Origin of the sequence: Streptomyces sp. BE20, assembly GCF_036322525.1 — a bacterium.
Lineage (GTDB): Bacteria > Actinomycetota > Actinomycetes > Streptomycetales > Streptomycetaceae > Kitasatospora.
This window is the reverse complement of sequence record NZ_JAQYWW010000839.1, coordinates 1-26,007: the sequence shown is the minus strand read 5'-3', so window position 1 is coordinate 26,007 and position 26,007 is coordinate 1. Positions and strand designations below refer to the sequence as shown.

The following is a 26,007-nucleotide window of genomic DNA, read 5'->3' as shown; positions in this document are numbered from 1 at the left end:
GAGCTGAAGGCCACACTCGAGGACTGGATCAAGAACTGGAACGACAGTGCCCACCCGTTCAAGTGGACCAAGACCGCCGACCAGATCATCGACCGAATCTGCCGCTACTGCTCACGCATCTCCGGACCAGCTCACTAGCCGCTCACCGGCCGGGCGTGTCCGCCGTCAGGACCCGAGGGTCGCGACCAGGACGGCCTTGATCGTGTGCAGGCGGTTCTCCGCCTGGTCGAAGACGACGGAGTGCTCCGACTCGAACAGCTCGTCGGTGCACTCCAGCTCCGCCATCCCCGTCTCCTCGAACAGCTGCCGGCCGACCACCGTGCCGAGGTCGTGGAAGGCGGGCAGGCAGTGCAGGAACTTCACCGCCGGATTGCCCGTGGCCCGCACGGTGCCCATCGACACCTGGTACGGCTTGAGCAGCGCGACGCGCTCGGCCCAGACCTCCTTGGGCTCCCCCATCGAGACCCAGACGTCGGTGTAGAGGAAGTCGGCGCCGGCCACGCCCTCGGCCACGTCCTCGGTGAGGGTGATCCGGGCGCCGGTGCCCTCGGCGAGCGTCCGGGCGGCCTTCTGCACGTCCTCGGCCGGCCAGAGCGAGCGCGGCGCGACGATCCGGACGTCCATGCCGAGCAGCGCGCCGGTGACCAGCAGCGAGTTGCCCATGTTGGAGCGGGCGTCACCGAGGTAGGCGAGCGTCACCCCGGTGAGCGGCTTGGTGGTGTGCTCGGTGATGGTCAGCACGTCGGCGAGCAGCTGGGTGGGGTGCCACTCGTTGGTCAGGCCGTTCCAGACCGGCACCCCGGCGTGGGCGGCGAGCTCCTCGACGATCTCCTGGCCGTGCCCGCGGTACTCGATGCCGTCGAACATCCGGCCGAGCACCCGGGCGGTGTCCTTGATCGACTCCTTGTGGCCGATCTGGGACCCGGCCGGGTCCAGGTACGTGGTGGTGGCGCCCTGGTCGTGGGCGGCGACCTCGAAGGCGCAACGGGTCCGGGTGGAGGTCTTCTCGAAGATCAGCGCGATGTTCCGGCCCCGCAGCCTGGGCTGCTCGGTACCCGCGTACTTCGCCGCCTTGAGCTGAGCGGCGAGGTCCACCAGGAAGCGGAACTCCTGGGGCGTGAAATCGAGCTCCTTGAGGAAGTGCCGGTTCCGGAGGTTGAACGCCATGCCAGGCTCCTGGGGTGACGGGTCGGGCGGAAAGCAGCAAGTCTATACGATGCTCGGAATTTCTATGCAAGAGCCTGCGGCCGGTCCACCGGAACCGGTCGACGCCTACAGCCGGGGGTCCACCGGCTCGGCCTCCAACGCCAGAACGGCGAAGACCGGCTCGTGCACCCGCCAGAGCGGCTCGCCGCCGGCCAGCCGGTCCAGTGCCTCCAGACCGAGCGCGTACTCGCGCAGCGCCAGCGAGCGCTTCAGCCCGAGCGCGCCGCCGCGCGGATGCTCCCGGTGCCCCCGCTGCTCCGGGTGGTCCGGGCGGTCCGGGCTCTCCGGACCGTGGACCAGCCGCAGGTACTCCCGGCCGCGGACCTTCACCGCCGGCTGGACCAGCCCGCCCGGACGGCCCTCCCCCGCCGCGCCGCGCACCGGCGACACGGGTGGCTTGACCACCATGCCCGGCGCACCGCCCGCCCCGGTCAGCTCCTCCCACCACGCCACGGCCGCGGCCGTCGACGCCTCGTCCCCGGTGTCCACCGCCAGCCGGGCGGTCGGGTACAGGACGGGACCGCCCATCCGGTCGACCGGTGCTCCGGGCCCGGCCGCACCGCCGGCCACGGGGCCTGCGGCACGGTCCGCCGCGACCAGCCGGTCGATCCGGGCCAGCTGCTCCTCCCGCGGGCGGAGCGCCAGGTTCGCCCCCTCCCCGGCCAGCACCTGGAACGGCGCCAGCCGGACACCCGACTGCCCCTCCCCGGGACGCGCGAACCGGCGGTACGCGTCGGTGAACGCCCGGACGTCCGCCGCACGGCGCCGCTGGCGGCCCGCCTGCGCCGCGACCTCCAACCCGCGGTCGGCAGCCCGCTCCAGCGCGGCGAGAACCGACGGGAGCGCGGCGCCCGCCACCGCGCCGAGCGCCGCGTACCCGCGGTGCGGCAAGGGCCCGTCGGCCGTCACCGGCCACGCCGCCAGGGTCGCGTCCAGCAGCAGCCAGCCGGTGTCCAGCTCCTCGAAGAGCCCGGCCCGCTCGGCCGCCGCCCGCAGCCGGAGCAGCAGGGCGGCACACTCCTCGTCGCCCAGCAGCGCCCCGCCCGTCCGTGACCAGACCGCCCCCGGGCCCGCCGGGCCGAAGCGCCGGGCCAGCGCCGCGTCGTCCCGGGACACCAGCACCACCGCGCGCGAGCCCGGATGCCACTCCTCGCACAGGACGTGCCGGACCCCGTCCGCGCGGTACCCGGCGAAGACCTCGTCCGGGTGCTCCCGGTACCCGGGCCGGTGCGCGGCGGGGCCCGGCGGCACCGCCGGCGGCAGGTGGACCAGCAGCCGTGGGTCGACCGCCGAGCGGCTCATCGTCTCCAGTGCCGCCGCCGCGCTCTCCGCCCGGACGGCGACCGGGCCGTGCAGCGCCGTCTCCACCACCCGGCGGCCCGCCACGTCGGCCAGGTCCAGCGGACGGCCCTCGCGCCCGCCCGGCGCGTCGCTGAGCAGCGGTCGGACCGGCGCGTACCACTGCCGCTCCGCCTCGACGGTGACCAGCTCGCGCTCCGGGTAGCGCAGCGCGGTCAGCTCACCGCCGAAGACGCAGCCGGTGTCCAGGCAGACGGTGTTGTGCAGGAAGCTCGCCACCGGAAGCGGCGTGTGCCCGTAGACCACCAGCGCCCGCCCCCGGTACTCCTCCGCCCAGGGGTGGCGCACCGGCAGGCCGTACTCGTCGGTCTCGCCGGTGGTCTCCCCGTACAGCGCGTGCGAGCGGACCCGGCCGGACGAGCGGCCGTGGTAGCGCTCCGGCAGGCCCGCGTGGCAGACCACCAGGTCGCCGCCGTCCAGCAGGTAGTGGTCGGCCAGGCCGCGGATGAACTCCCGGGCCTCGGACCGGAAGCCCTCCGGCTCGGACTCCAGCTGTTCGAGGGACTCCCGCAGGCCGTAGGAGAGGGTCACCCGCTCGCCGTCCAGCGCCCGGGCGAGCTTCTGCTCGTGGTTGCCCGACACGCAGAGCGCGTGACCGGCCGCCACCATGCCCATCACCAGGCGCAGCACGCCCGGCGTGTCCGGGCCACGGTCGACCAGGTCGCCGACGAAGACCGCCGTCCGGCCGGCCGGTGGGACGGCGTCGACCGGGCGGCCCGCCTCGTCCCGGACGATCCGGTAGCCGAGGCGGGGCAGCAACGACTCCAGCTCGCCGCGGCAGCCGTGGACGTCGCCGACCAGGTCGAACGGGCCGGTCAGGTGGCGCAGGTCGACGCGCCGCTTCTCCCGTACCACCTCGGCGGCGGCCACCTCGTCCGCGCCGTGCAGCACGTGCACCCGGCGGAAGCCCTCCTTCTGCAGACCGGCCAGGGACGCGCGCAGCTCGCGGTGCTGGCGCGGGATCACGGACGCGGGCAGGTCGCGGTCCTGCCGGAGACGGGTGCGCTCGGCGCAGACGCCCGGCGGCACGTCCAGCACGATCGCCGCCGGCCTCGCGTCGTGCTCGTGGGCGATCGCGATCAGCCGCTTCCGGGCCGCGGCCTGGACGTTGGTGGCGTCCACCACGGTCAGCCGGCCGGCGGCGAGGCGCTTGCCGACGATGTAGTACAGGACGTCGAAGGCGTCGGCGGAGGCGGACTGGTCGTTCTCGTCGTCGGCCACCAACGCGCGGCAGGTGTCGGAGGAGACCACCTCGGTCGGGCGGAAGTGGCGTCGGGCGAACGTGGACTTGCCCGCGCCGCTGGTGCCGACCAGCACGACGAGGGAGCCCTCGGTCACCGTCACCGTCACCGTCACGGCCGCCGGCGCCTCGGCCTCGGTGTCGGCGGCGACCGCGGCCTCTGCCGCTGCTGTCGCCGCCGTCGCCGTCGCCGCCGCCGCCGCCGCCGCCGGGAGGCTGCTCGGCCCGGGGGTCCCGGGAGCGGGGACGCCTGGGTTCGTTTCGTCGCCGGTCATCGGGACTCGCCTCCTCCGAGGGTGGGGGTACCGCGTCTGAAGAGGGCCGGCCCGGCCGGGGCGGCCATGGTGACGGTGTAGCCGTGCTCGGCCGCCACCCTTTCCGCCCAGGTGCCGAACCCGGGATCACCGGCCTGCGACGTGACGACGACCGCCGCCGGGCGCACCGTCCCGAACACCGCGTGCTCCAGGGCCGGACGCCGGTCCGGGTCCGCCCGCCCGACCACGTCCGCGTCGAGCACCGCCGCGTCGAAACCCTTCAGCCTGGCGTCCGCGTACATCAGCGCGCCCTGCACCAACCCGACCCGGACCGTCCGCCGGGTGGCCGCCCACTCCGGCGCCGGCTCCGTCGTGCGCTCCAGACCGAGGCGGTGTGCGGCGGTGGACAGCGCACGCAGCGAGACGTCCACCCCCAGCAGTTCGGTGAACCGGGCGTCCGTCAGCAGTGCGTCGATCAACTCGCCCCGGCCGCAGCCGAGGTGCACCACCCGGGCGGCACCGACCTCGCGCAGCGCGGCCAGGACCGCCGCCCGGCCCGCCTCGGCGGCGGCCGTGCGGCCGTCGCCGTCAGCACCCTCGACCGGGCTGTCCGGTTCACCGTCGCCGTACCCGGCGCCGTCGGTCCCGGGCGGCCCGTGGTGGTCCAGACGACGGGCGATCAGCCCACGTTCGGGGTGCCGGGCCAGCCAGTCCGCGTCGGCGGAGAACAGATTGCCGACCCCCTCCGGCGCGACCCACTGGTCCGTGACGCCCTCCAGCGCCGGCAGCAGTACGGCCAGCTGTCGGAGCGCGTCGGCCGGTCGGGCCGACGCCGCCTCCAGTCCGAGCCGGACGTACGGCGACTCCCCCCACTCGGGGAACTCCTCGTCCAGCGGGATCGCCGCCGCCTCGACCCGCCAGCCCAGCGGCTCGAACAGTCGCCGCACCAGCGCCACACGGCCGCCCTCGCCCGCACCGCTCCCGAGGCCGCGCTCACCGTCGACGCGGACGGCGGGCAGCTCGATGCGCAGCGGGAGAGCGCGATCGGCAGGGTCGGCGGCCGTGATCACCGCCTGGAAGACGGTGCGCAGCGCCGCCGCGAACCGTGACGACACGACGTAGGGGCGATCGTCGCCGGCCCGGACGCGCGCGAGGTCCGACGCGCCGGAAGGCCCGCCGCCCGGCCCCTTGCGGGACGGTGCCGGATCCGCCTCCACCAGCAGGACGGCCGTGCAGCGTTCGTCGCCGGCCTCCGGGAAGAAGACATGCGCCTCGCCGTACGCGGTCGCGGCCCGCTGGACGGCGTCCGGCGGCCGGTTCAACAGGCGCGCCAGGTCGGTGGCCGGGCTCCCGGCGGTGCCGGTGGCTGAAATCGACATGAACACCTGTCCGAGTATCGCCCAGCTCCGAGCCCTCGGACAGCCGGTTTTCGTCCGGATGCGGCGGCTCCCCGGCCCTGTCCGGACGGTGAGCGTGTTCGGCACCGGGGGCCCGCATTCGTTAACGTGCACGATGTGACTGCAGAATCCACCACCCCCGTGAGCGGCGCCGTTGCCGCCGGTCTGGCCACCATCGCCGCCGACGGCACCATCCTCGACACCTGGTACCCGGCCCCCGTGCTGGCTGCCGACCCCGGCCCCGCCGGGACCGTCCTCCTGACCACCGAACAGGCCGAGGCCGAGCTGGGCGCCGGCGCCGCGGAGGCGCTGCGGGCCGACGCCCGCCGCGGCGTCGACGTGGTCGCCGTGCGCACCACCATTTCCTCGCTGGACGAGAAGCCGATCGACGCGCACGACGCCTACCTGCGCCTGCACCTGCTCAGCCACCGCCTGGTGAAGCCCCACGGCCAGAACCTCGACGGCATCTTCGGTCTGCTCGCCAACGTGGCGTGGACCAGCATCGGCGCGGTGCCGGTGGAGAAGGTCGAGCAGGCCCGGCTGGCCGTGCGCGCCCAGGGCGGGCAGCTCGCCGTCTACGGGATCGACAAGTTCCCGCGGATGACCGACTTCGTCGCCCCGTCCGGTGTGCGCATCGCCCACGCGGACCGCGTCCGGCTCGGTGCGCACCTGGCCGTCGGCACCACCGTGATGCACGAGGGCTTCGTCAACTTCAACGCCGGCACGCTGGGCACCTCCATGGTCGAGGGCCGGATCAGCGCCGGTGTCGTGGTCGGCGACCACAGCGACATCGGCGGCGGCTCCTCGATCATGGGCACCCTGTCGGGCGGTGGCAAGCAGGTCGTCTCGGTCGGCGAGCGCTGCCTGCTCGGTGCCAACGCGGGCATCGGCATCTCCCTCGGCAACGACTGCGTCGTCGAGGCCGGCCTCTACGTCACCGCCGGCACCCGGGTGACCACCCCGGACGGCACCGTGGCCAAGGCCGTCGAGCTGTCCGGCCAGGACCACCTCCTCTTCCGCCGCAACTCCCAGTCCGGTGCGGTCGAGGTCATCGCCCGCTCCGGCTCGTGGGGCGGCCTCAACGCCGACCTGCACGCCCACAACTGACACCTGTCTCCTTCGAGGGTGTGGTCTCTTCCCCCTTTCCCGCCGTGCCGTCCGCCTCGTGAACGCGGGCGGCACGGCGGGGAGGGTGTCCGAGGGCCCCGGCGCCGCCGCTGCGGCGCCGGGGCCCTTCCCGTCCCGGGCGGCGAGCGATCACGTGCGGCGGGCCGCGTCCGACCGAGGAGGCCGCGCGGCGGCAAGCCGAGGTCACCCGGGAGGCTGACGGCCGGCGCCGGTCGGACCGCATCGGGTGGTCGTCGGTGACTCCGGTTCGGGGAGTTCGTTGGTTGCGGCGGCGGGGCGCGTCAGGCCGCCGCCGACGGCTTCACGCCGCACCACCGATCCGAAGAGGTCCCCTCATGCCCGACTTCCGGTCCGAGGCGTCCGCCGCCCCGCAGCACTCCGCCGGCGACGGGTCGGCCGCGCCCGCCACCCCGAGGAGCCTGCTGGAGCAGATGCGGGAACTACTCGCCTCGGTCACCGCGGACCTCGCCGAACTGCAGTCCTCGGGCATCCGTACCCCGGCCCCGGGCGGTGCCGGCCCGACCGGCACCGGCGACAACCGGGCCGCCGGCCCTCGTACCGACGAGGCCGGCGACCCGACCGCCACTCGCTGACCGGGCAGCCCGGCCACCCCGCCCCTCGGCACCGCCGCCTTCGCCGCCGCACCCGGCGGGTCGAGCCGGACCACCAGTAACGGCCCCCTCCGCCCGGCCGGCGGTGCGAGCAGCACCGGCCCGTCCTTCTCCTCCGGACACACTTCCTCGGCCCGACCTTCCTCGGTACGGTCCTCCTCCACGCGGTTCTCCTGCGTGTGGTTCTCCTGTGTGCTTCCGTCCTCGCCGGGCGGGCCGTCCTCCTCCGTCGCCCTCCCGACGGCCTGCAGCAGTCGGCCGACGAGATCGGTGCACTCCGCCCCGGCGTCGACCCCGTCGATGCACGTCCAGTAGAGGCTCTCGGTGTCGGCCCCGCAGGCCAGCACCACCAGCGTCTCGCCGACGTCCCGCAGCAACCCGCCGAGTTCGCCGAGGGCCGGTCCGAGGTCACCGAGGTCGGTGAGCCGCCCCGCCCTGCCGCCGACGCCGAACGCCGTCACCGCCGACGCGTCACCTCCCGACTGGTCCAGACAGCCCGCCGCGTGGGCCGCCGACTCAACCAACTGTTGCCCCAGTCCGGCGAGTTCGCCTTCGTCCGACTCGGCCAGCCGGGCACCCACCGCCTCGGTGAGCAGCGCCGCCTGTCGCGCCTCGGCGAGCACGTCCGGCACGTTCCTGGTCTCCGCCAGGGCGTGCCGGGCCGTCTTGATCAGTCGCAGCGCATCCATGTCCGACCACCCTTCCCTCGCCCGTGCGGCGCCCTGCCGCACGGTCACGGCGACAGCGTGCGGCCCGAGAAGGAGGATCCGCACCGGACGGCCGGAAAGCTGTGGACAACCCGGGGGCTGTGGACAACTTTTGTCCCTCACACGGGCGATGATCCGCTCTCGGGGTTGACGTCACCGCCTTCAGCGGGGGCTCCGGGCACCGGGAAGCGCAGCTCGTTCCGCTCGATCTTGGCCGCCAGCGCCGTCAGCGGATCGACCCCGACGGCGGTGCAGAACTGGAGCAGGTAGGCGAGCACGTCCGCCACCTCGTCCCGCACCCGGCGCGCGCGGTCCGGGTCGGCCATCACCGCCGACGCCTGTTCGGGCGTGAGCCACTGGAAGATCTCCAGCAGCTCGCCGGCCTCCACGGTCAGCGCCGACGCCAGGTTCTTGGGCGTGTGGAAGGGCTCCCAACGGCGTGCCGCGGCGAACTCCGTCAATCGCTGCCGCAGCCCCTCCAGGGTCGGGGCCGCGGACTCCGTCTCTCGTTCGTTCACCCGTCCAGGTCTACCGCACCGGCGTCCGCCACCTCCCCGGCGGCCACCCCGGACCGGCCGGTCCCCGGGGAAGCAGCCCCCGACACGGCCGCCCCGGGGAAGGCCGTCGCGTGGGCCGACCCGGCGCACCGCGCCGCCTGCGCCGGCACCCGGGCCGTCTCGGCACGCAGCACGGTGTGCCCGGAGTCGGGGTCCCGTCGGCACTCCACCAGCGCGGCCCCGGGCGGCAGGTCGCCGGGCCCGCCGAGCGCCTCGCGGGCGGCGGCCGGTTCCTGGAGGGTGGTGAGCACGCGCAGCTGGTTGCGTCCGGACATGTCGCGGGCGAGCCGCAGCAGCGAGGCGGTCTGGTCGGTGCCGAGCCCGGCGCCGAGGTCCTCGGCGAGCACGGTGAGCTGCCGGTGCGCCCACGGCACCTCGGCGGCCACGTCGAGGTCGAGCACCCCGGCGCCGGTGAGCAGCACGGCCGAGAAGGCGAGGTGGCGGAGCATGCCGTCGGAGGCCTGGTCGGCGCCGGTGCGGCCGAGGACGCCTTCGTCGAAGACGGCGAGCACCCGCCGGTCGGCGCCGCTGCCGCGGTGCGCGAGGTCGAGGCCGAGCAGCGGGTGCGGCGCGGCGTCCTGCACCACGCGCAGCAACTGCCCGTAGCGGCGCCCGCATTCGTTGCTGAGCCGGGCGATGACGGCGGAGATGTTGGCGGCGTTGCCGAGCAGCCGGGCGTGCGGGTCGGGGCGGGCCCAGCCGCGCATCAGGGCGGGCACGGGGTGGACGGGGAAGACTTCACGGAGCGCGGTGAGGAGCTGTTCGGCGGCGGCCAGCACCTTCCGCTCGCCGGGCGAGGAGCCGGCGACGCGCAGCGGGATCTGCGCGGTGATCAGGGTGCCGCTCGGGAAGGGCGCGCGGATGTCGCCCTGCCGGGTGTCGTTGTGCCAGCTGACGTTGATCCGCCGGTTGCGGAGGTCCTGTTCGCCGGTCTCGACGAGGGTCCGGCCGTCCAGGGTGAGCTGTTCCCGGGCGATCCGGACGGGCCCGTCGGTGCGGACGACGATCTCCAGGCCGACGGGCCCGTCGGCGGACCGGACGGTGCAGCCGAGGATGACGGCGTTGCGGCCGTGCGGGACGCAGCCGTCCAGACCACCACGGACGGGGGTGGCCAGGGGTCCGGCGGCGCCGGGGACCCCGTCGAGGGAGTCGGTGATCTCCTCCCCGAGGGCGAGCCGGGAGAGCACGGCGAGGGCGTCGAGCGCGTTGGACTTGCCGACACCGGCGGGCCCGTGCAGCACGGTGAGGGGCGCGAGGGGCAGCACCGCGCGCCGGTAGGACTTGAACGAGGTGAGCCGGACCTCCTCGACGGTCGGGCGCCGGGCGGCCGGTGGGCCGGGTTCCGAGGTGCGCTGCTGTGGGTGGGCCGGCACGGCGGTCCGGGTGGCGTCGCGGTTCACCCGTCGGACGTTAGCCTCCGGTCGAGCGGCAGAAACGTGCCTGCCCGGCAGATTCATCCCATCGGGGTCGAACCGCGGGACCCGGGCACCCGCGGCACCGGCGGATCCGCCACCCGGGCACCGTCCGCCGCCGCACGGACAGCCGCACGGGCCCCGTCCGCCGGCACCCGGACAGCCGCACGGGCCCCGACCGGGGCCTCAGCGCCGGTAGGCGGCGACGGTGACGGAAGCGGTCACCTCGACGGGGTCGGGCAGCTCCGCGAGCCGTGCCGCCAGCACCTCCGGGTCGGTGTGCCAGGCGCTCGGACCCATGCCCACCACGGTTCGCACGTCCTCGGCCGAGAGCCGCAGCGTGAACTCGACCTCCCGCCGCCCGGCGGGCGTCAGGTGGGGCCCGAGCTTCTCGTCGATCCGCCGCTGCTTGTCCTCGTCGACCGAGAGCAGACCGAGGGCGGTGACGAGCTCCCGCAGGTGGCGCGGGGTGGGTGAGACCAGCAGCAGGGTGCCGCCGGGGCGCAGCACCCGGCGGATCTCGGGGCCGTTGCGCGGCGCGAAGACGTTGAGCACGAGCCCGGCGGAGGCGTCCAGGAGCGGCAGCGGCCGCCAGGCGTCGCAGACCACGGCGCCGATCCGGGGGTGGGCCCGCGCGGCGCGGCGCAGCGCGTACTTGGAGATGTCGAGGGCCGCACCGGGCCGTCCGGGGAGGGCGTCGAGGACGTGGGCGAGGTAGTGGCCGGTGCCTGCCCCGAGGTCGGCGACGAGCCCTTCGGGATCCGCCGCGACCGCCGACTCGGCGAGGGCGTCGGCGATCGGCCGGTAGTGGCCGGCGGCGAGGAAGTCGCTGCGGGCGGCGACCATCCCGGCGGTGTCGCCGGTACCGGTGTGGGCGTCACCGGCGAGCAGGCTGACGTAGCCCTGCTTGGCGAGGTCGTGGCTGTGCCCGCCGAGGCAGCGCAGGGTGCGCCCGTCGAGGGTGAGCGCCTGCGCGCAGTGCGGGCAGGCCAGGTAGGGCTCGATGTCCTGCAGCAACGGTCCGTCTTCTCTCGCCATCCGGTCGCGTGGTCCGGCCGGAGGGCCAGCCTAACGACCGGCGCCGCCCGGGCCCGCATCCGCCGGACCGGCCGTCCGGCGGCCCACCGGCGACGAGCTGTCCGCCCACGGGCCGGCACGAAGGCCGCCACGGGAGTCCGGCCGGGAGTCGGTACCGGACTCGGTCCGGGTGTCGAACGCCCGCGGGTCGACGGCCCCCGGCCCGGTTCCGGCCGGTCGCTGCGCCGGGACGGATCGCGGGCCGGCGCCGCCGACCCGCAGCGCGAGCGCGGCCAGCGCCTCGGGGGCGCCGGCCTGGCCCCGGATGCCGGGGAAGGCGTTGACGTCGACCACGACCGGTTCGGCGGGTCCGTCCAGCAGATCGACGCCGTACACGTCGAGGCCGAAGACCTCGCCGACCCGGAGCGCGAGCCGGGCGCGGTCGGCGGGCAGCTCCGCAGGGCCGAACGCCCCTCCGGGGTGGTGGAGTTCACTGACGCCCGGGTCGGTGAGCTCGGAGCGCCGGCGGGCACAGAACACCTGCCCGGCGACGACCCAGAGCTTCTGGTCCCACCCGGTGCTCGCCAGATAGGGCTGGACGACGACGGATTCGCCGGGCCACTCCCCGGCGAGGGCGCGCAGCCGGGCCGCGTCGTCCACCCGGGCCACGAGGTCGTGGCGGCGGCTGTGACGACTCTTGACGACGAACGGGAAGCCGGGGGCCGGGTGGTCGGCCTGCGCCACCAGATCGGCCAGATCGGCGACGGTGCGGGTGGCGGCGAAGGGCAGCCCGGCCCGGACCGCGAGGTCGGCCATGGCGGTGCGGTCCTGGCAGAGCTCGGTGGCCGCAGCCGAGTTGACGACGGGTGCGCCGCGCTCCTCCAGGTGCCGGGCGAGCGCCAGGGCCTGCGGCGTGTGGGCCTTGAGCAGGTAGACGTCGGCGAGTGCGCCGGGGCCGATCCGCTCGGACGGCTCGCCGGGGCCGGTGGTCGGGTCGAGGTCCTCGACCAGGTGGCCCCGGGCGGTCAGCAGCGCCGCGGTGGCGGCGAGCACGGGGTGGTCCGGGTTCGAGGCGAGCAGGCCGATCCTCATATCGCGCCGCCGGCTCCCCCGGCGCCGACGCCCGCCCCCACGGCTCCGCCGCCCTGCGCGGGCAGCCGGACCGGTTCCGGCCCGTTCCCGACCGGCACCCCGGGCTCGGCCGCCGGCGGCCCGCCGCCCAGGCCGGGCGCCCCCACGCCCAGGCGCATGGTCGCCAGATCCGCCGCCGCGAGGCCGGGCACGCCCAGGCCCGCCGCCCCCAGCGCGGCCGGGGCGGTGACCGCCGTGCCGGTCCGGGCGAGCCGCAGCACCGCCCGCGCGACCCGCGCGACCGCGTCGGGCACCTGCCGGAAGCTGGGGAAGTCATTGATGTCGACGACCACCGGCCCGTCCGGCCCGAGCAGCACGTCGACGCCGTAGAGGTCGAGCCCGAACACCTCCCCGACCTGCCCCGCGATCCGCGCGACCTCGGGGGCGAGCGGCACCTGCCGCTCCCGCACCCCCTGGTCGGGGTTGAGCGGGGAGCGCCGCTCGGTGGCGTACAGCTCGCCGTCGACGCAGTAGACCTTGAGGTCCGTGCCGGAGTTGGGAACGTACGGCTGCGCGATCAGCAGGCCCTCGCCGGCCAGCAGGGGGCCGAGTTCGACGAGGTGTCCGGGGTCCCGGACGAGCCGCACCGCCCGCCCGGAGCTGCCGTCGGCCGGCTTGACGACCAGCGGGTACTCGGCGGCCGGGATCTCGGCGAGCCGCTCCCAGCGGGCGGCGGCGTAGGTGACGGGGACGGGCAGCCCCCGGGTGCGGGCGATCACCGAGGCGAGCGCCTTGTCCCGGACGCCGCGGATGGAGCGGGCGTCGTTGACGGTCGTGAGGCCGACGGCGGCGGCCGCCTCCAGCAGGGTGAGGCCGGGGCCGCCGGAGACGGTCTTGAGCACCCAGGCGTCGTGGCTGCCGGCCCGGACCGCCTCGGAGACGGCCATCAACGAGTCACCGGGGCGCAGCACGTCCACCCGGTGCCCCCACGCGGTGAGTTGGCGCACGACGTCGAGCGGCATGCCGTCGTACCGGTAGTGCTCCTCCACCAGAAAGCAGAGCTTCATGAGCCTGTCCATCCCCCTCGCTTCACCCAGCGCGGACGTCCGCCGTTCCCGTCCGGCAGAGCTGTAAAGGCCCCAGGATGCCACGCGACCCGTACGCAAGATCGCCCGGCCTGTAAGCGTTCGGCAACAATCGCGCCGAAATGCCCGGGCAGGGCCGCACCCTGCTGCCCCCGGACCTTGCCGCCCCCGGCCCGTCCGCATACGCACCGGACGCCGGCGGGAGCTTCGCCGCCCCGGCAAATACCGTGGCGGGAACCCGGCGGTCCTGCTTGGATGCACGGCGTGACTTCTGCCGATCATGCCCCCGCCACCCACGCCGCCCACGCCACCCACGCCCCCGGCGCCCTCCTCGACGAGATCGAGCGCTACTACGACGCGGTCCCGCGCGCCGCCGCCCGCGTCGAGGACTTCGGACCGCTCAGCCTCTTCGTCCGCGAAGGCGAGGGCTGGCCGTACTACGCCCGTCCCGCGCTGGGCCACGACGGCCCGGCCGCCACCGCCGGGGACGTCCGCCGGGTGCTCGACCGTCAGCGCGAGCTGGGGCTGCCGGAGGCCTTCGAGTGGGTGTCCGAGCACGATCCGCTGCTGCGCGCGGCGGTCGAGGAGGCGGGGCTGGTGGTGCACGAGCACCCGCTGCTGGTCCTCGGCCCGGAGGACGAGCCGAATTCGGACGGCGGACCGGCCGACGGCGTGACCGTCCGGGTGCTGGCCGCCGGCGACCCGGCGCTGGCGGCTGCGGTGGCCGTCCCGCATCTGGCGTTCGGCGAGCCGGGTACCTGCGTGGGGAACGCCGGGCCGGAGGAACTGACCGCGCTGGCCATGGAGTTGGCGTCCAACGGCACGGTGGAGCGGACCGCCGGGCAGATCTTCTCGGGGCGTACCGTGGTCGCCGCCGCCGTGCAGGACGGGGCGGCGCTCTGCGCGGGCCAGCACAACCCGGTGGGCCCGGTCACCGAGGTGGCCGGCGTCGGAACCCTTCCGACGGCGCGCCGGCGCGGCCTCGGTCTCGCGGTCACCGCGGCGCTGGTCGCGCACGCGCGGGCCAACGGGGTGCGGACGGTGTTCCTGTCCGCCGCCGACGAGGACGTCGCCCGGATCTACCGCCGGGCGGGCTTCCGCCCCTTCGCCACCGCGCTGATCGCCGAGCCCGCCGAGCCCGCCGGGCCCGGCGCACCCGCCGCCGAAGCCGCCGAAGCCACCGGGGCCGCCGCCGACACGGCCGGGCCCTCCCCCGCGTGATCCTCAGTCCGAGTCCTCGTCCTCCTCACCGCTGACGCCCTCGCCCTCGGCCTCGTCCACCACCCACGCGGCCAGCCGGTCCGCCACCCCGGAGACGCCCAGCCGCCCCTCGCGGATGGCCCGGGCGAGGCTGCGCACCTCGCGGGCGGTGGTCGCCACCGTGCAGCCGCTGGCCACCAGGTAGGCGTAGGCGACGGCGGTGGCGAACAGTTCGTTGGTCTTCTCCAGGGACGGCACCCGGATCAGTTGGTGCATCAGGGCGGCCGCCCGGTCCTGCGGCTCGGGGTAGACGGCGATGTCGAAGATCTCGGCCTGATGCCGGGAGACCGCCGCGAGCAGCGATCCGTAGTCGGTGACCTGCGGGTCACCGGGTGTGTACTGTTCGGCGGTCATGAGCAGCCACGAGAGGTCGACCTCCAGGTTCAACGACGCACGTCCTGGAGGTCGGCCCCGCCGAACTCGGCCAGGAAGGCCGTCTCGTACTCCTTCATGAACTGCGCGGCCGCGTCGACGAACACCCGCCCGGCCTCGCCCATGTCCTGCTGGACGAGGCGTTCGATGTACTGGTTCATGCTGATCCCCTGCTGCTCCGCCCGTTCCCGGGCCATCTCCGCGGTGGTGGCGTCCACCCGGACGTTCAGCTGTTTCTTACCCATGAATCCCAAGCTAGCGCTGAAGTGCTAGCACAACAAGGGCGCGCGCACGCACCCCGCACGCGGGCGGCGACGCGCGGGCGCCCACGGAGAGTGAGACTTGAAGAGTTCTTCACCTTCGGAGAACCTGAAGTGCCCTGAGCATTCCCTGGAGCGGCACCGACCGGTGTGGAGGCCGGCAATGACAGCCATGTTCGACCAGGAGCTGCGCGAGCAGCTCACCCAGGCCCGCAAGGAACTCGCGGCCGCCCGCGCCGAAGGGGACGCCGACGGCGTCCAGGCGTACGAAGGCCGGATCGCCGGGCTGATCCGGCTCGCCGCCCAGCACGGCATCACGCTCCCGCACGGTGTCGACGAAGAGGAGCAGAACCTGCGCTGACCCCGCCGCGCGCCCGACAGCACGGGCTCCCCGACCGACGACGGAGGCGGTACCCGGGAACCCGGGTACCGCCTCCGTCACATCCGCTCCGTCCGACCGGCCCCGCGGGGCGGCTGTCCGTCCCCGCCCGGCACCGGCGGACCGCTACTCGCCGCCGACCGGCTCCAGGATCGCCACGCACTCGAAGTGGTGCGTCATCGGGAACAGGTCGAAGGCCCGCAGCGAGACCGGCCGGTAGCCGCCCTCCCGGAAGAACGCCAGGTCCCGGGCGAGCGCCGCCGGGTCGCAGGCCACGTACGCGATCCGGCGGGCGCCGAGCCCGGCCAGGTGCGCGACGGTCTCCCGCCCGGCACCCGCGCGCGGCGGGTCGAGGACGATCAGGTCGGTGGCGGTGATGCCGGTGCGCGGCAGGAGCTTCTCCACCCGGTCGCACTCGATCCGGACGTTCTCCAGCGCCGCCAGGTTGTGCCTGGCGTCGGCCACCGCCTGCTTGGAGGACTCGATGCCGAGCACCGCGCCCTCCTCGCCGACCCGGTCGGCCAGCGCGCCCGCGAACAGGCCCACGCCGCAGTACAGGTCGAGCGCGTTCTCGCCCCACTGCGGGTCCAGGCCCTCCAGCACCGCGTCGACCAGGGTCTCCGGGGCCTCCGGGTGGATCTGCCAGAAGCCGCCGTCGCTGACCCGCCAGGTCCGCCCGGCCGCGCGCTCGCGGACGAAGTTGCGGCCGTGCACGCGGTGGGGGTCGCCCTGCTCGTCGATCCGGGTGATCGAGACCGGCTGGTCCAGCTCGACCAGCGGCAGCTGGGCGCCCGGCGCCGGGGTGAGGACCACCTGGCGGTCGGAGGAGCCGGACGCGGCGATCGCCTCGACCGAGACGATGCCCGGCCAGTCCCGGGCCTCGATGCCCAGCTCGGTGACGCCCGCGGCGGCGATCAGGCAGCGGTCGACCGGCTGGATGTCGTGCGAGCGGTGCTTGCGCAGCCCGACCTTGCCGGTGGCCGGGTCCACGGCGTACTGCACCCGGGTCCGCCAGGCGGGCACCTCACCGGGCGGCAGCTTCCCACCGACCGGTTCGACGCTGCCGTCCCAGCCGGCCTCGACCGGGGTCAGGCCGGCGAGCTTGGCCAGCTGCTCGGTGAGCACCTGCACCTTGAGCTTGCGCTGCCCGCCGGGGGACACGTGCTGCCAGTCGCAGCCGCCGCACTTGCCGGGCCCGGAGAAGGGACACGGCGGGGCGATGCGCTCCTTGGCGGGCTCCAGCACCTCGACCGCGTCGGCGCGCAGGAACCGGGACTTGGTGGTCCCGTCGGTGACCTGGACGATCACCCTCTCACCCGGCAGCGTGTGCCGGACGAACAGCACCCGGCCCTCGTGCCGGGCCACGCAGTGCCCGCCGCCGTGCGCCACCGGGCCGACCTCGACCTCGTAGCGCTCGCCGACGAGCGGGTCGCCGCCGGGGCCCCGGGGCGCAGCCTCGGCCCGCGGGGCGCGGGTCGTGGACCGCAGCGCGCGCGGCGGTCGCACCGCCTGCTTGCGCGGGCGGGCACCGTCCTTCGGCTGATCCGCACGCGCCTCCCGGCGGTCGGACCGCTGCGGCCGGTCGGAACGCTCGGAGCGCTCGGAACGCTGCGGGCGCTCGGACTGCTCCGGACGCTCCGGGGCACGCTCCTCCGGCGCGAGCGGCGCCGTCTGCGCGGTGAAGCCCTCGCGGTCGGTGGCCGCAGGCCGGAACGGCTTGCCCCAGCGCGGCCGGGCGACCTGGCCGGGCTTGCCGGCGCCACCCTTGCGGGAGCCCTTGCCGGAGGCACCGGAACGGGAACCACCGGACGAGCCGGACGAACGGGGCGGGGTATTGCGGGTCACTGGGAGGAGTCCTTGCTGCTGTCAGCGGGGGCGGCGGTCGTGCCTTCGGGCTTTGCGGAGACCTCCGACTTTACGGCCTTCGGCGCCCGGGGCTCACCACGACGGACGGCACCCGGCGCCGACCAGGCCTTCTGCGGCTTGCGCCGTTCGGACGACTCCAACTGCCACGGTACCGAGGTCACCATCACTCCCGGCTTGAACAGCAGCCGCCCCTTGAGCCGCAGCGCGCTCTGGTTGTGCAGCAGGTGCTCGTACCAGTGGCCGACCACGTACTCGGGGATGTAGACCGACACCACGTCGCGCGGGCTGCTGCGGCGCAGGTTCTTCACGTAGTCCAGCACCGGGCCGGTGATCTCCCGGAACGGCGAGTCCAGCACCTTGAGCGGCACCTCGATGCCCCGCTCGTCCCACTCGGCGCGCAGCGCCGCGGTGTCCGCCGGGTCGACGTTGACGGTCACCGCCTCCAGCGTGTGCGCGCGGGCCAGCCGCGCATAGGCCAGGGCCCGCAGCGCCGGCTTGTGCAGCTTGGAGACCAGGACGATGGCGTGCACCCGGGTGGGCAGCACCACGTCGTCCGGTTCCTCGGCCGCGACCAGCTCCGCGGAGACCCGGTCGTAGTGCCGATGGATCGCCTTCATGACCACGAACAGCACGACCATCGCGGCGATCGCGATCCAGGCGTGGCTGATCTTGGTCGCGAGCACGACGATCAGCACCGCCATGGTCATCACCAGACCGAAGCTGTTGATCGCCCGGCTTCGCTGCATGTGCCGCCGCTTGGCCGGGTCGGTCTCGGTGCGCAGCAGCCTGGTCCAGTGCCGGATCATGCCGGACTGGCTCATGTTGAAGGAGACGAAGACGCCGACGATGTACAGCTGGATCAGCCGGGTCGGGTCCGCGTCGAAGGCGATGATGAACAGGATCGCGGCCAGCGCCAGCAGGATGATGCCGTTGGAGAAGGCCAGCCGGTCACCGCGGGTGTGCAGCTGGCGCGGCAGGTACCGGTCCTGGGCGAGGATCGAGCCGAGCACCGGGAAGCCGTTGAACGCGGTGTTGGCGGCCAGCACCAGGATCAGGCCGGTGACGGCCGCGACGAAGTAGAAGCCGGGCGTGAAGTTCGAGAAGACGGCCTCGCTGATCTGGGCCAGCGCGGTCTTCTGGTGGTAGTCGGCGGGGGCGCCGCCCAGCTGGTGCTCGGGCTCCTCGGCCATCTGGACGCCGGTGAGCCGGGCCAGCCAGATGATGCCCATGAACATCACCACGGCGATGCTCGCCATCATCAGCAGGGTGGTCGCGGCGTTCTTGCTCTTCGGCTTGCGGAACGCCGGCACGCCGTTGGAGATCGCCTCGACACCGGTGAGCGCGGCACAGCCCGAGGAGAACGCCTTGAGCAGCAGGAACACCATCGCGAAACCGGCCAGCGACTCGTTCCCGGGGGTCGCCTCCAGCTGGAAGCCGGCGCTCTCGGCGGGGATGTCCTGCCCCAGGCCGAAGTGCCGGACCACGCCGTACACCACCATGCCGAGGACGCCCACCATGAAGGCGTACGTCGGGACGGCGAAGGCCGAGCCGGACTCCCGCACCCCGCGCAGGTTCATGCCCATCAGCACGATCACCAGGACGACGGACAGGGTCAGCTCGTGGCCGCGCAGCGCGGGCACCGCCGAGACCACGTTGGCGACACCCGAGGTGGTGGAGACCGCCACCGTCAGGATGTAGTCGACCATCAGCGCGCTCGCGACCACCAGGCCCGAGTTCGGGCCGTGGTTCACGGTGGCGACCTCGTAGTCACCGCCACCGCTCGGGTACGCGTGCACGTTCTGCCGGTACGAGGCCACTACGGCGAGCATCACGATGGCGACGACGACGCCGATCTGCCACGAGAAGTGGATGGCCGAGACACCCGCCAGGGACAGGGTCAGCAGGATCTCCTCGGGCGCGTACGCGACCGAGGAGAGCGCGTCCGAGGCGAAGACGGGCAGCGCGATGCGCTTGGGGAGCAGCGTCTCCCCGAGCTTGTCGCTGCGCAGCGCACGCCCGATCAGGATGCGTTTCGGTAGGTCAGTCGGCATAGGCACGTTAAGGAATCGTAGGGGTAGTCGGCCGTCGGGTCAGACGGACATCCCCCCCTTCGTCGCGACTGTGTTCGGTGGACCGGCTAGCGTGTCGGATACGAGCAGGCGGGCAACACTCAGGTTGTCGTACCGAGCCACACGAGGACGCCCACCCCGGAGACCGGGGCGGGGAAACGGAGAACAGCGGTGTTTGCGCAGGTCAAGGCCCAAACGGGACGGGTGAGGTAGCGCCGGTGCACATCGTCATCATGGGCTGCGGCCGGGTGGGCTCCGCGCTCGCCCGAGCGTTGGAGAAACAGGGCCACTCGGTGGCCGTGGTGGACCAGGACCCGACGGCGTTTCGCCGCCTGGGCGCCGGGTTCAACGGTCGCCGGGTCACCGGCGTCGGCTTCGACCAGGACACCCTGAGGGAAGCCGGCATCGAGGAGGCGGGCGCCTTCGCCGCCGTCTCCAGCGGTGACAACTCCAACATCATCGCGGCCCGGGTCGCCCGGGAGAACTTCGGCGTGGAGAACGTCGCGGCCCGCATCTACGACCCGCGGCGCGCCGAGGTCTACCAGCGCCTGGGCATCCCGACCGTCGCCACCGTCCGCTGGACGGCCGACCAGATGCTGCGCCGGCTGCTGCCGAGCGGCGCCGAGCCGCTCTGGCAGGACCCGAGCGGCGCCGTCCAGCTCGCCGAGGTCGCCTACGCCCCGGACTGGGTCGGCCACCGGATGAGCGAACTCGAAGAGGCCTCCGGCACCCGGGTGTCGTTTGTCACCCGGCTCGGCGAGGGCATCCTGCCCGCGCCCCACATGGTGGTGCAGGAAGGCGACCTGGTGCACGTGATGCTGCGCCGGGCCGACCTGACCGCGGTCGAGGCCGCGTTCGCGCAGGGCCCGGAGAAGGAGGGTCACTGATGCGAGTCGCCATTGCCGGAGCCGGCGCCGTCGGCCGCTCGATCGCGGGCGAGCTGCTGGAGAACGGCCACGAGGTCCTGCTGATCGACAAGAACCCGAACTCCATCTCCGTGGAGCGGGTGCCCATGGCGGAGTGGCTGCTGGCCGACGCCTGCGAGATCACCTCCCTGGACGAGGCCGCCCTGCAGCGCTGCCACGTGGTGATCGCCGCGACCGGTGACGACAAGGTCAACCTGGTCGTGTCGCTGCTCGCGAAGACCGAGTACGGGGTGCCCCGGGTGGTCGCCCGGGTGAACAACCCCAAGAACGAATGGCTCTTCAACGAGTCCTGGGGCGTGGACGTCGCCGTCTCCACCCCGCGCCTGATGTCCGCCCTGGTCGAGGAGGCCGTGAGCGTCGGCGACCTGGTCCGGCTGATGCGCTTCAGCCAGGGCAACGCCAACCTCGTCGAGCTGACCCTCGCCGCCGACACCGAGCTGGTCGGCACCCGCGTCGGCGACGTGCCGTGGCCGCCGGACACCGCGCTGGTGACGATCATCCGCGAGGGCCGGGTCCTGGTGCCTCGCAAGGACGACACCCTGGAGGGCGGCGACGAGCTGCTCTTCGTCGCGGCCCAGGAGCGGGAGGAGGAGCTGGAGAACCTGCTCTCCGCCTCCTCCGGCGCCCAGTAGCACCCGCGCGCGAACGTCGAGGGACCCGTACTCGGTGAGTACGGGTCCCTCGACGTTCGCGCGGTGTCCCGGCAGCCGCCGCGCGCTACTGCCCCGGCGACGACGGCTCGTGCGGCCGGGCGTCGTGCGCCCGGGCGACCGGGTCAGCCGGCTCCTCGTCGTCCAGTTGCGCCTTGATGGGCGGCGGCGCCTTCAGCAGGATCTGCCAGGTCACGTACATCGCCAGCAGCAGGGGCGGGATGCCCAGGGCGACCTTGAGCCAGCCCAGCAGGTTGACGTTGTGCGTGAAGTACAGCGGGAAGAGGATCAACGGCTTGATGCCCATGATCACCACCCACGCCCAGGTGGCCTTGACGTAGGCGGCCAGCCGGCCCGGGTTCTCCTTGCGCCAGGTGAACATCTCGCCGGTGACGGGGCCCAGCATCAGGCCGATCAGCGGCCAGCGGACCAGCGCCGAGATCGCCAGGCCCACGCAGTAGCCGACGTTCCAGAGCAGGCCGGGCAGGTAGAAGTTCTCCGCCTTGCCGGTCTTCATCGAGATCCAGGCGCCGATGGCGACCCCGAACACCCCGCTGAAGGCGTGCTGGACGGTCTCCCGCTTGGCCAGCCGGACCACCACGAAGAGCCCGCTCAGGGCGAGCGCGGCCCAGGCGGCCGACGGGACCTTGTGGGTGATGTTGTACGTGATGATGAAGACCAGGCCGGGCAGGGTCATGTCGACCATGCCCCGGACCCCGCCGAACGCCTTCATCACGGTGTCGGCGGCCTCCCGGGAGGCCGCCGCCTGGCGGGCCGCCTCGTCGTCGCCGTCCGGCGCGATCTTGGCCAGGCCGAGCTGGGCGGCGGGCTCGCCGCCGGGCTGGTTGCTCACGCTCATTCGCTCCCGTGTCCGACCGGACGCAGCTCGTAGCGGGGGTTGAAGAGCACCCGGCGCCCGCGCGCGTGACTGATCCGACCGCTGGCGACGAGCCGGCGACCGGGTTCGATACCCGTGATGGAGCGGCGCCCGAGCCAGACCACGTCCAGTGCCTCGGTGCCGTCGAAGAGCTCCGCCTCCAGGGCGGGCACACCGGCCCGCGGTCGGAGCGTCACGGTACGCAGGGTGCCGGCCACGGTGACCAGTTGGCGGTCCCCGCAGCTGGCGATCGGAGTGCAGCCCGACTCCGCGGCGCTCTCCTGGCGCAACTCCTCGGCCTCCAGCTCCTCCGCGGAGGAGGTCAGCCGACTGAGCATGCGGCGGAAGCGCCCCTGTGGCTGGCCGCTGCTGTTGTCACCACTCATGCCGGAAGGGTACCGGTTTCCGTGCCCTCGGCGGCAGGTCGCGCAAGCCGCCGGAGCCGGCCCGGGGCCCGCCCGGGGGCTGCCCTGACGGCCGGGAGGGCCCGCCGGGCCCCGGTCCCGGTCCGGACCCGGCTCGGGACCGGGCTCGGGACCGGGCTCGGGCTCGGGCCACGACCTCACCGGTCAGCTCTCGAAGCGGTAGCCCATGCCCGGCTCGGTGATGAAGTGGCGCGGGTGCGAGGGATCACGCTCCAGCTTCCGCCGCAGCTGGGCGAGGTAGACCCGCAGGTAGTTGGTCTCGGTGCGGTAGGCGGGTCCCCAGACCTCCTGGAGCAGCTGGGTCTGGCTGACCAGCCGGCCGGCATGGCGGACGAGCACCTCCAGCAGATGCCACTCGGTCGGGGTGAGGCGGACGTCTGCGCCGTCCCGGTTCACCTTCTTCGCCGCGAGGTCGACGGTGAAGCTGTCGGTGACCACCAGGGAGTCGTCCTCCCCGGCGACCGGCTCGGCCCGGCGGACGGCCGCGCGCATCCGGGCGAGGAGCTCGTCCATGCCGAAGGGCTTGGTGACGTAGTCGTCCGCGCCCGCGTCCAGGGCCTCGACCTTCTCGTCGGAGGCGTGCCGGGCGGAGAGCACGATGATCGGCACACGGGTCCAGCCCCGCAGCCCCCTGATCACCTCGACGCCGTCCATGTCGGGCAGGCCGAGGTCGAGGACGACGACGTCGGGGTGACGGGCGGCGGCCAGTTCCAGGGCGCTCGCGCCGTCATGTGCCGCGTCGACCTCGTACTTGCGGGCCTTGAGGTTGATCACCAGCGCGCGGACGATCTGCGGTTCGTCGTCCACGACGAGGACCCGGGTCATGCGGGCTCCGCCTTTCGGGGCAGTCGGATCGGAAGTGGTCATGTGTGGCAGGAGTGATCACGCGGGGGCCGGGTTGACGGCCGGCTCGGCCGGTCCGTCCGACCCGGGCGGCTCGTCCGACGCGGAGGGCCGGGGCGGCACGGGCGGTTCGGCGAGTTCGGACGGCACGGACGGCACGGACGGTTCGGACGGTTCGGACAGGCGGTCGACGGCGGGCAGCGTGACGACCATGGTCAGTCCGCCCCCCGGGGTGTCCTCCGCGGTCACGGTGCCGTCCATCGCCTCGACGAAGCCCCGCGCCACGGCCAGCCCGAGGCCCACTCCGGCGCCGCGCGGCGCGTCCCCGTACCGCTGGAACGGTGCGAAGATCCGCTCCTTGGCGTCCTCCGGCACCCCCGGTCCCCGGTCGACGATCCGCAGCTCGACCCGGCCCCGGCCGCCTGCCGGGTGCAGCGCATCGGCCTTGACCAGCACCTTCGTCCCGGCCGGGCTGTACTTGACGGCGTTCTCGATCAGGTTGGCGAGCGAGCGCTCCAGCAGCCCCCCGTCGGCCCGGATCATCGGCAGGGTCTCCGGGACGTCCAGCCGGACGGCCCCCGGCGGCACGCCGCCGAGCGCGAACGGCACCACCTCGTCCAGGTCGGTGTCCTGGATCAGCGGGGTGACCGTTCCGGTCTGCAGCCGGCTCATGTCGAGCAGGTTGTTGATCAGATGGTCGAGCCGGTCGGCCCCGGCCTCGATACCGGCCAGCAGCTCGGCCTCGTCCTCCTCGTCCCACTCGACGTCCGCCGAGCGGAGGGAGCTGACCGAGGCCTTGATGCCGGCGAGCGGCGTACGGAGGTCGTGCGAGACGGCGGCCAGCAGTGCGGTCCGGATCCGGTTCCCCTCGGCCTCACGACGGGCGGCTGCGGCCTCACCGGCCAGTCGGCGACGCTCCAGGACCACGGCGGCCTGGGCGGCGAACGCGCCGAGCAGTCGCCGGTCCTCGGCAGGCAGGACCCGGCCGCACAGGGCCAGCGCCAGCGTGTCGCCGACCGGCACGTCCACGTCGGCGGACTCCGGCCGCTCCGGCGGGTGGGGGCCGGCCGTCGCCAGAGGCTGCCACGGTCCGACCGGGTCCACCCGTTCCAGGAACGCCGCCGACTCCTGCTGGAAGGTCTCCCGGACCTGCTCCAGCAACGCGGTCAGCACCCCGTCCCCGCTCGGCGCGCCGCGCAGGACCGTGCCGGCCAGTGCCCCGAGCGTCTGTGCCTCGGTCTGGCTGCGGGCCGCCTGATGGGTGCGCCGGGCCGCCAGGTCGACCACCGAGGCCACCGCGATGCCGACGGCGGTGAATATCGCCACCGCCATGATGTTCTGCGGCTCGGAGATGGTGAAGGTGTGGATCGGCGGTGCGAAGTAGTAGTTGAGCGCCGAGGAGCCGACCAGCGCCGAGGCGATCGCCGGGTACAACCCGCCCACCAGCGCCGCGCAGACCGTCAGCGACAGGAAGAGCAGCATGTCGGTGGAGAGGCCCGGGCCCTCGACGTTCGTCAGCACCAGCGCCAGCAGCGGCGGCCCGGCCACACCGATCAGCCAGCCCGCGACCGCGCGGGTCCTGCCCAGGTCCGTGACCCTGCGGATCGGGATCCGCCCGCGGCCCTTCGCGGCCTGCTCGTGCGTGACGATGTGGACGTCGATGTCCCCCGCGGCGCGGGTCACCGTGGTTCCCACGCCCGGACCGTAGAGGTACTGCCAGGCCGGCCGGCGGCTGGTGCCGAGCACGATCTGGGTGGCGTTCACCCCGCGTGCGAAGTCGAGCAGCCCGGCGGCGGGGTCGTCGCCGAGCACCGCGTGGTACGAGCCGCCGAGGCTCTCCACCAGCGCCCGCTGTTCGATCAGCGCCTGAGACGACCCCGAGCCCGAGCCGGCCAGGCCGTCCGAGCGGGAGAGGTGGACGGCCAGCAGCTCCCCGCCCGAACCGCGGGCGGCGATCCGGGCCGCCCGGCGGATCAGGGTCGCCCCCTCCGGTCCGCCGGTCAGGCCGACCACGATTCGCTCGCGGGCCTGCCAGGTGCCCTCGATGCCCTGCTCGGCCCGGTACTTCTGGAGGTACTCGTCCACCCGGTCGGCCGTCCACAACAGCGCCAGCTCGCGCAGCGCGGTCAGATTGCCGGGCCGGAAGTAATTGGCCAGCGAGGCGTCGATCTTCTCCGGCGCGTACACGTTGCCGTGTGCGAGGCGGCGACGCAGGGCCTGCGGCGACATGTCGACCAGCTCGATCTGGTCGGCCCGGCGGACCACCTCGTCCGGCAGGGTCTCGCGCTGCCGCACCCCGGTGATGCCCTCGACGACATCGCCGAGCGATTCCAGGTGCTGGATGTTGACGGTCGAGACGATGTCGATGCCGGCCGCGAGCAGTTCCTCGACGTCCTGCCAGCGCTTAGCGTTGCGGCAGCCCGGCACATTGGTGTGCGCGAGCTCGTCCACCAGCGCCACCTGCGGCCGGCGTGCCAGGACCGCGTCCAGGTCCATCTCCGTGAACACGGCCCCGCGGTGCGCGAGGTCCCGCCGGGGCACCACCTCAAGGCCGACGGCCTGCCGTGCCGTGTGCTGCCGCCCGTGGTCCTCGACGAACGCCACCACGACGTCCGTCCCACGCTCGGCTCGCCGATGCGCCTCGGCGAGCATGGCGTACGTCTTGCCGACCCCGGGCGCCGCCCCGAGGTAGATCCGTAGCCTGCCGCGTCCCATGTGCACCATTCTTGATCCGGCCCGGCCCGGGGACCACCCCGGACACCTGTTCCCCTCACCTTCGAGACTACGGCGCGAGCTGCGGATTTCCGCTGATCAAGTCCCTGCGCGGGCAGTTTTAGCGGCTTTTTGACGGTCCCGGAGCCGGCCGGAGGCCCGGCCCGGAATGCACCGGAATTGCCCCGGAAACGCAAAGAACCCCCGTCCGTATCCCGGACGGGGGTTCTTCACAATGATTGTTCGGCGGCGTCCTACTCTCCCACAGGGTCCCCCCTGCAGTACCATCGGCGCTGTGAGGCTTAGCTTCCGGGTTCGGAATGT

22 protein-coding genes and 1 rRNA gene are annotated in these 26,007 nt (G+C 73.9%); 5 read left to right on the top strand and 18 right to left on the bottom strand.

The features are described from left to right. Positions 1 to 165 precede the first annotated feature (165 nt). The 3 genes from argF to PUR61_RS18130 all read right to left on the bottom strand — a co-directional run bounded on the left by argF (position 166) and on the right by PUR61_RS18130 (position 5,438). Entirely contained in the window at positions 166 to 1,167 is a 1,002-nt protein-coding gene (gene argF / locus PUR61_RS18140; RefSeq protein WP_329879933.1) for an ornithine carbamoyltransferase, read from the bottom strand. Between the two features lie 105 nt (positions 1,168 to 1,272). After that, positions 1,273 to 4,080, bottom strand: coding sequence for a polynucleotide kinase-phosphatase (locus PUR61_RS18135; protein WP_329879932.1), 2,808 nt, complete (start codon positions 4,078 to 4,080; stop codon positions 1,273 to 1,275). Next, positions 4,077 to 5,438 (bottom strand): 3' terminal RNA ribose 2'-O-methyltransferase Hen1, encoded by a 1,362-nt coding sequence (locus tag PUR61_RS18130; RefSeq protein WP_329879930.1) that lies wholly within the window; start codon positions 5,436 to 5,438, stop codon positions 4,077 to 4,079. The genes PUR61_RS18135 and PUR61_RS18130 overlap by 4 nt, the downstream gene beginning before the upstream one ends. A gap of 135 nt (positions 5,439 to 5,573) precedes the next feature. Here PUR61_RS18130 and dapD point away from each other — a divergent pair, with 135 nt between their 5' ends. Next, a complete protein-coding gene (gene dapD, locus PUR61_RS18125) occupies positions 5,574 to 6,563 on the top strand; it encodes a 2,3,4,5-tetrahydropyridine-2,6-dicarboxylate N-succinyltransferase (protein ID WP_443035193.1) in 990 nt (329 codons plus the stop codon). Between the two features lie 322 nt (positions 6,564 to 6,885). Here the strand turns inward: dapD and PUR61_RS18120 are convergent, their stop codons facing one another. The 6 genes from PUR61_RS18120 to PUR61_RS18095 form a co-directional block, all read right to left on the bottom strand. Further along, positions 6,886 to 7,884 carry a DUF6099 family protein gene (locus PUR61_RS18120; protein WP_329879927.1) on the bottom strand — a complete coding sequence of 333 codons (999 nt, stop codon included), beginning with the start codon at positions 7,882 to 7,884 and terminating at the stop codon, positions 6,886 to 6,888. A 137-nt stretch (positions 7,885 to 8,021) separates the two neighbouring features. Beyond that, entirely contained in the window at positions 8,022 to 8,420 is a 399-nt protein-coding gene (locus PUR61_RS18115) for a nucleotide pyrophosphohydrolase (RefSeq protein ID WP_443035192.1), read from the bottom strand. Beyond that, on the bottom strand, positions 8,417 to 9,859 hold the full coding sequence (locus PUR61_RS18110; RefSeq protein WP_329879926.1) for an AAA family ATPase: 1,443 nt from the start codon (positions 9,857 to 9,859) through the stop codon (positions 8,417 to 8,419). The genes PUR61_RS18115 and PUR61_RS18110 overlap by 4 nt, the downstream gene beginning before the upstream one ends. A 198-nt stretch (positions 9,860 to 10,057) precedes the next feature. Beyond that, entirely contained in the window at positions 10,058 to 10,888 is an 831-nt protein-coding gene (locus PUR61_RS18105) for a putative RNA methyltransferase (protein WP_329879936.1), read from the bottom strand. A gap of 51 nt (positions 10,889 to 10,939) precedes the next feature. Next, entirely contained in the window at positions 10,940 to 11,980 is a 1,041-nt protein-coding gene (locus PUR61_RS18100) for an ATP-grasp domain-containing protein (RefSeq protein ID WP_329879925.1), read from the bottom strand. Further along, positions 11,977 to 13,026, bottom strand: a complete 1,050-nt coding sequence (locus tag PUR61_RS18095; protein ID WP_329879924.1) for an ATP-grasp domain-containing protein — start codon at positions 13,024 to 13,026, stop codon at positions 11,977 to 11,979. The genes PUR61_RS18100 and PUR61_RS18095 overlap by 4 nt, the downstream gene beginning before the upstream one ends. A 282-nt stretch (positions 13,027 to 13,308) precedes the next feature. Between PUR61_RS18095 and PUR61_RS18090 the strand changes: the two genes are divergently transcribed. After that, a complete protein-coding gene (locus tag PUR61_RS18090; protein ID WP_443035191.1) occupies positions 13,309 to 14,265 on the top strand; it encodes a GNAT family N-acetyltransferase in 957 nt (318 codons plus the stop codon). A 3-nt stretch (positions 14,266 to 14,268) separates the two neighbouring features. Here PUR61_RS18090 and PUR61_RS18085 read toward each other — a convergent pair whose 3' ends face one another. Both PUR61_RS18085 and PUR61_RS18080 read right to left on the bottom strand, forming a co-directional pair. Continuing rightward, entirely contained in the window at positions 14,269 to 14,691 is a 423-nt protein-coding gene (locus PUR61_RS18085) for a fic family toxin-antitoxin system, toxin component (RefSeq protein WP_329879923.1), read from the bottom strand. Further along, positions 14,688 to 14,921: a toxin-antitoxin system HicB family antitoxin gene (locus PUR61_RS18080; RefSeq protein WP_329879922.1), complete on the bottom strand. Its 234-nt coding sequence runs from the start codon at positions 14,919 to 14,921 to the stop codon at positions 14,688 to 14,690. The genes PUR61_RS18085 and PUR61_RS18080 overlap by 4 nt, the downstream gene beginning before the upstream one ends. Before the next feature lie 178 nt (positions 14,922 to 15,099). On the opposite strand from PUR61_RS18080, the gene PUR61_RS18075 reads away from it, so the two are divergent. Further along, on the top strand, positions 15,100 to 15,297 hold the full coding sequence (locus PUR61_RS18075) for a hypothetical protein (protein ID WP_329879921.1): 198 nt from the start codon (positions 15,100 to 15,102) through the stop codon (positions 15,295 to 15,297). Positions 15,298 to 15,441: 144 nt separating this feature from the next. On the opposite strand, the gene PUR61_RS18070 is transcribed toward PUR61_RS18075, so the two are convergent. Then, positions 15,442 to 16,803, bottom strand: a complete 1,362-nt coding sequence (locus PUR61_RS18070; protein ID WP_329879934.1) for a class I SAM-dependent RNA methyltransferase — start codon at positions 16,801 to 16,803, stop codon at positions 15,442 to 15,444. A gap of 353 nt (positions 16,804 to 17,156) precedes the next feature. Then, positions 17,157 to 19,238, bottom strand: coding sequence for an APC family permease (locus PUR61_RS18065; protein WP_329879920.1), 2,082 nt, complete (start codon positions 19,236 to 19,238; stop codon positions 17,157 to 17,159). A 230-nt stretch (positions 19,239 to 19,468) separates the two neighbouring features. Here PUR61_RS18065 and PUR61_RS18060 point away from each other — a divergent pair, with 230 nt between their 5' ends. Next, positions 19,469 to 20,137 carry a potassium channel family protein gene (locus tag PUR61_RS18060; RefSeq protein WP_329879918.1) on the top strand — a complete coding sequence of 223 codons (669 nt, stop codon included), beginning with the start codon at positions 19,469 to 19,471 and terminating at the stop codon, positions 20,135 to 20,137. Beyond that, positions 20,137 to 20,808: a potassium channel family protein gene (locus tag PUR61_RS18055; RefSeq protein WP_329879916.1), complete on the top strand. Its 672-nt coding sequence runs from the start codon at positions 20,137 to 20,139 to the stop codon at positions 20,806 to 20,808. The genes PUR61_RS18060 and PUR61_RS18055 overlap by 1 nt, the downstream gene beginning before the upstream one ends. Positions 20,809 to 20,893: 85 nt before the next feature. Here PUR61_RS18055 and PUR61_RS18050 read toward each other — a convergent pair whose 3' ends face one another. From PUR61_RS18050 to rrf, 5 genes are all read right to left on the bottom strand, one after another. After that, positions 20,894 to 21,679 carry a DUF3159 domain-containing protein gene (locus PUR61_RS18050; RefSeq protein ID WP_329879914.1) on the bottom strand — a complete coding sequence of 262 codons (786 nt, stop codon included), beginning with the start codon at positions 21,677 to 21,679 and terminating at the stop codon, positions 20,894 to 20,896. 2 nt (positions 21,680 to 21,681) lie between these two features. After that, positions 21,682 to 22,089 carry an OB-fold nucleic acid binding domain-containing protein gene (locus PUR61_RS18045; RefSeq protein WP_329879913.1) on the bottom strand — a complete coding sequence of 136 codons (408 nt, stop codon included), beginning with the start codon at positions 22,087 to 22,089 and terminating at the stop codon, positions 21,682 to 21,684. Between the two features lie 183 nt (positions 22,090 to 22,272). Beyond that, positions 22,273 to 22,953, bottom strand: coding sequence for a response regulator (locus PUR61_RS18040; RefSeq protein WP_329879912.1), 681 nt, complete (start codon positions 22,951 to 22,953; stop codon positions 22,273 to 22,275). A gap of 57 nt (positions 22,954 to 23,010) precedes the next feature. Further along, positions 23,011 to 25,686 (bottom strand): sensor histidine kinase KdpD, encoded by a 2,676-nt coding sequence (locus PUR61_RS18035; RefSeq protein WP_329879911.1) that lies wholly within the window; start codon positions 25,684 to 25,686, stop codon positions 23,011 to 23,013. A 238-nt stretch (positions 25,687 to 25,924) separates the two neighbouring features. Beyond that, a 5S ribosomal RNA gene (gene rrf / locus PUR61_RS18030) occupies positions 25,925 to 26,007 on the bottom strand; the annotation flags it as partial.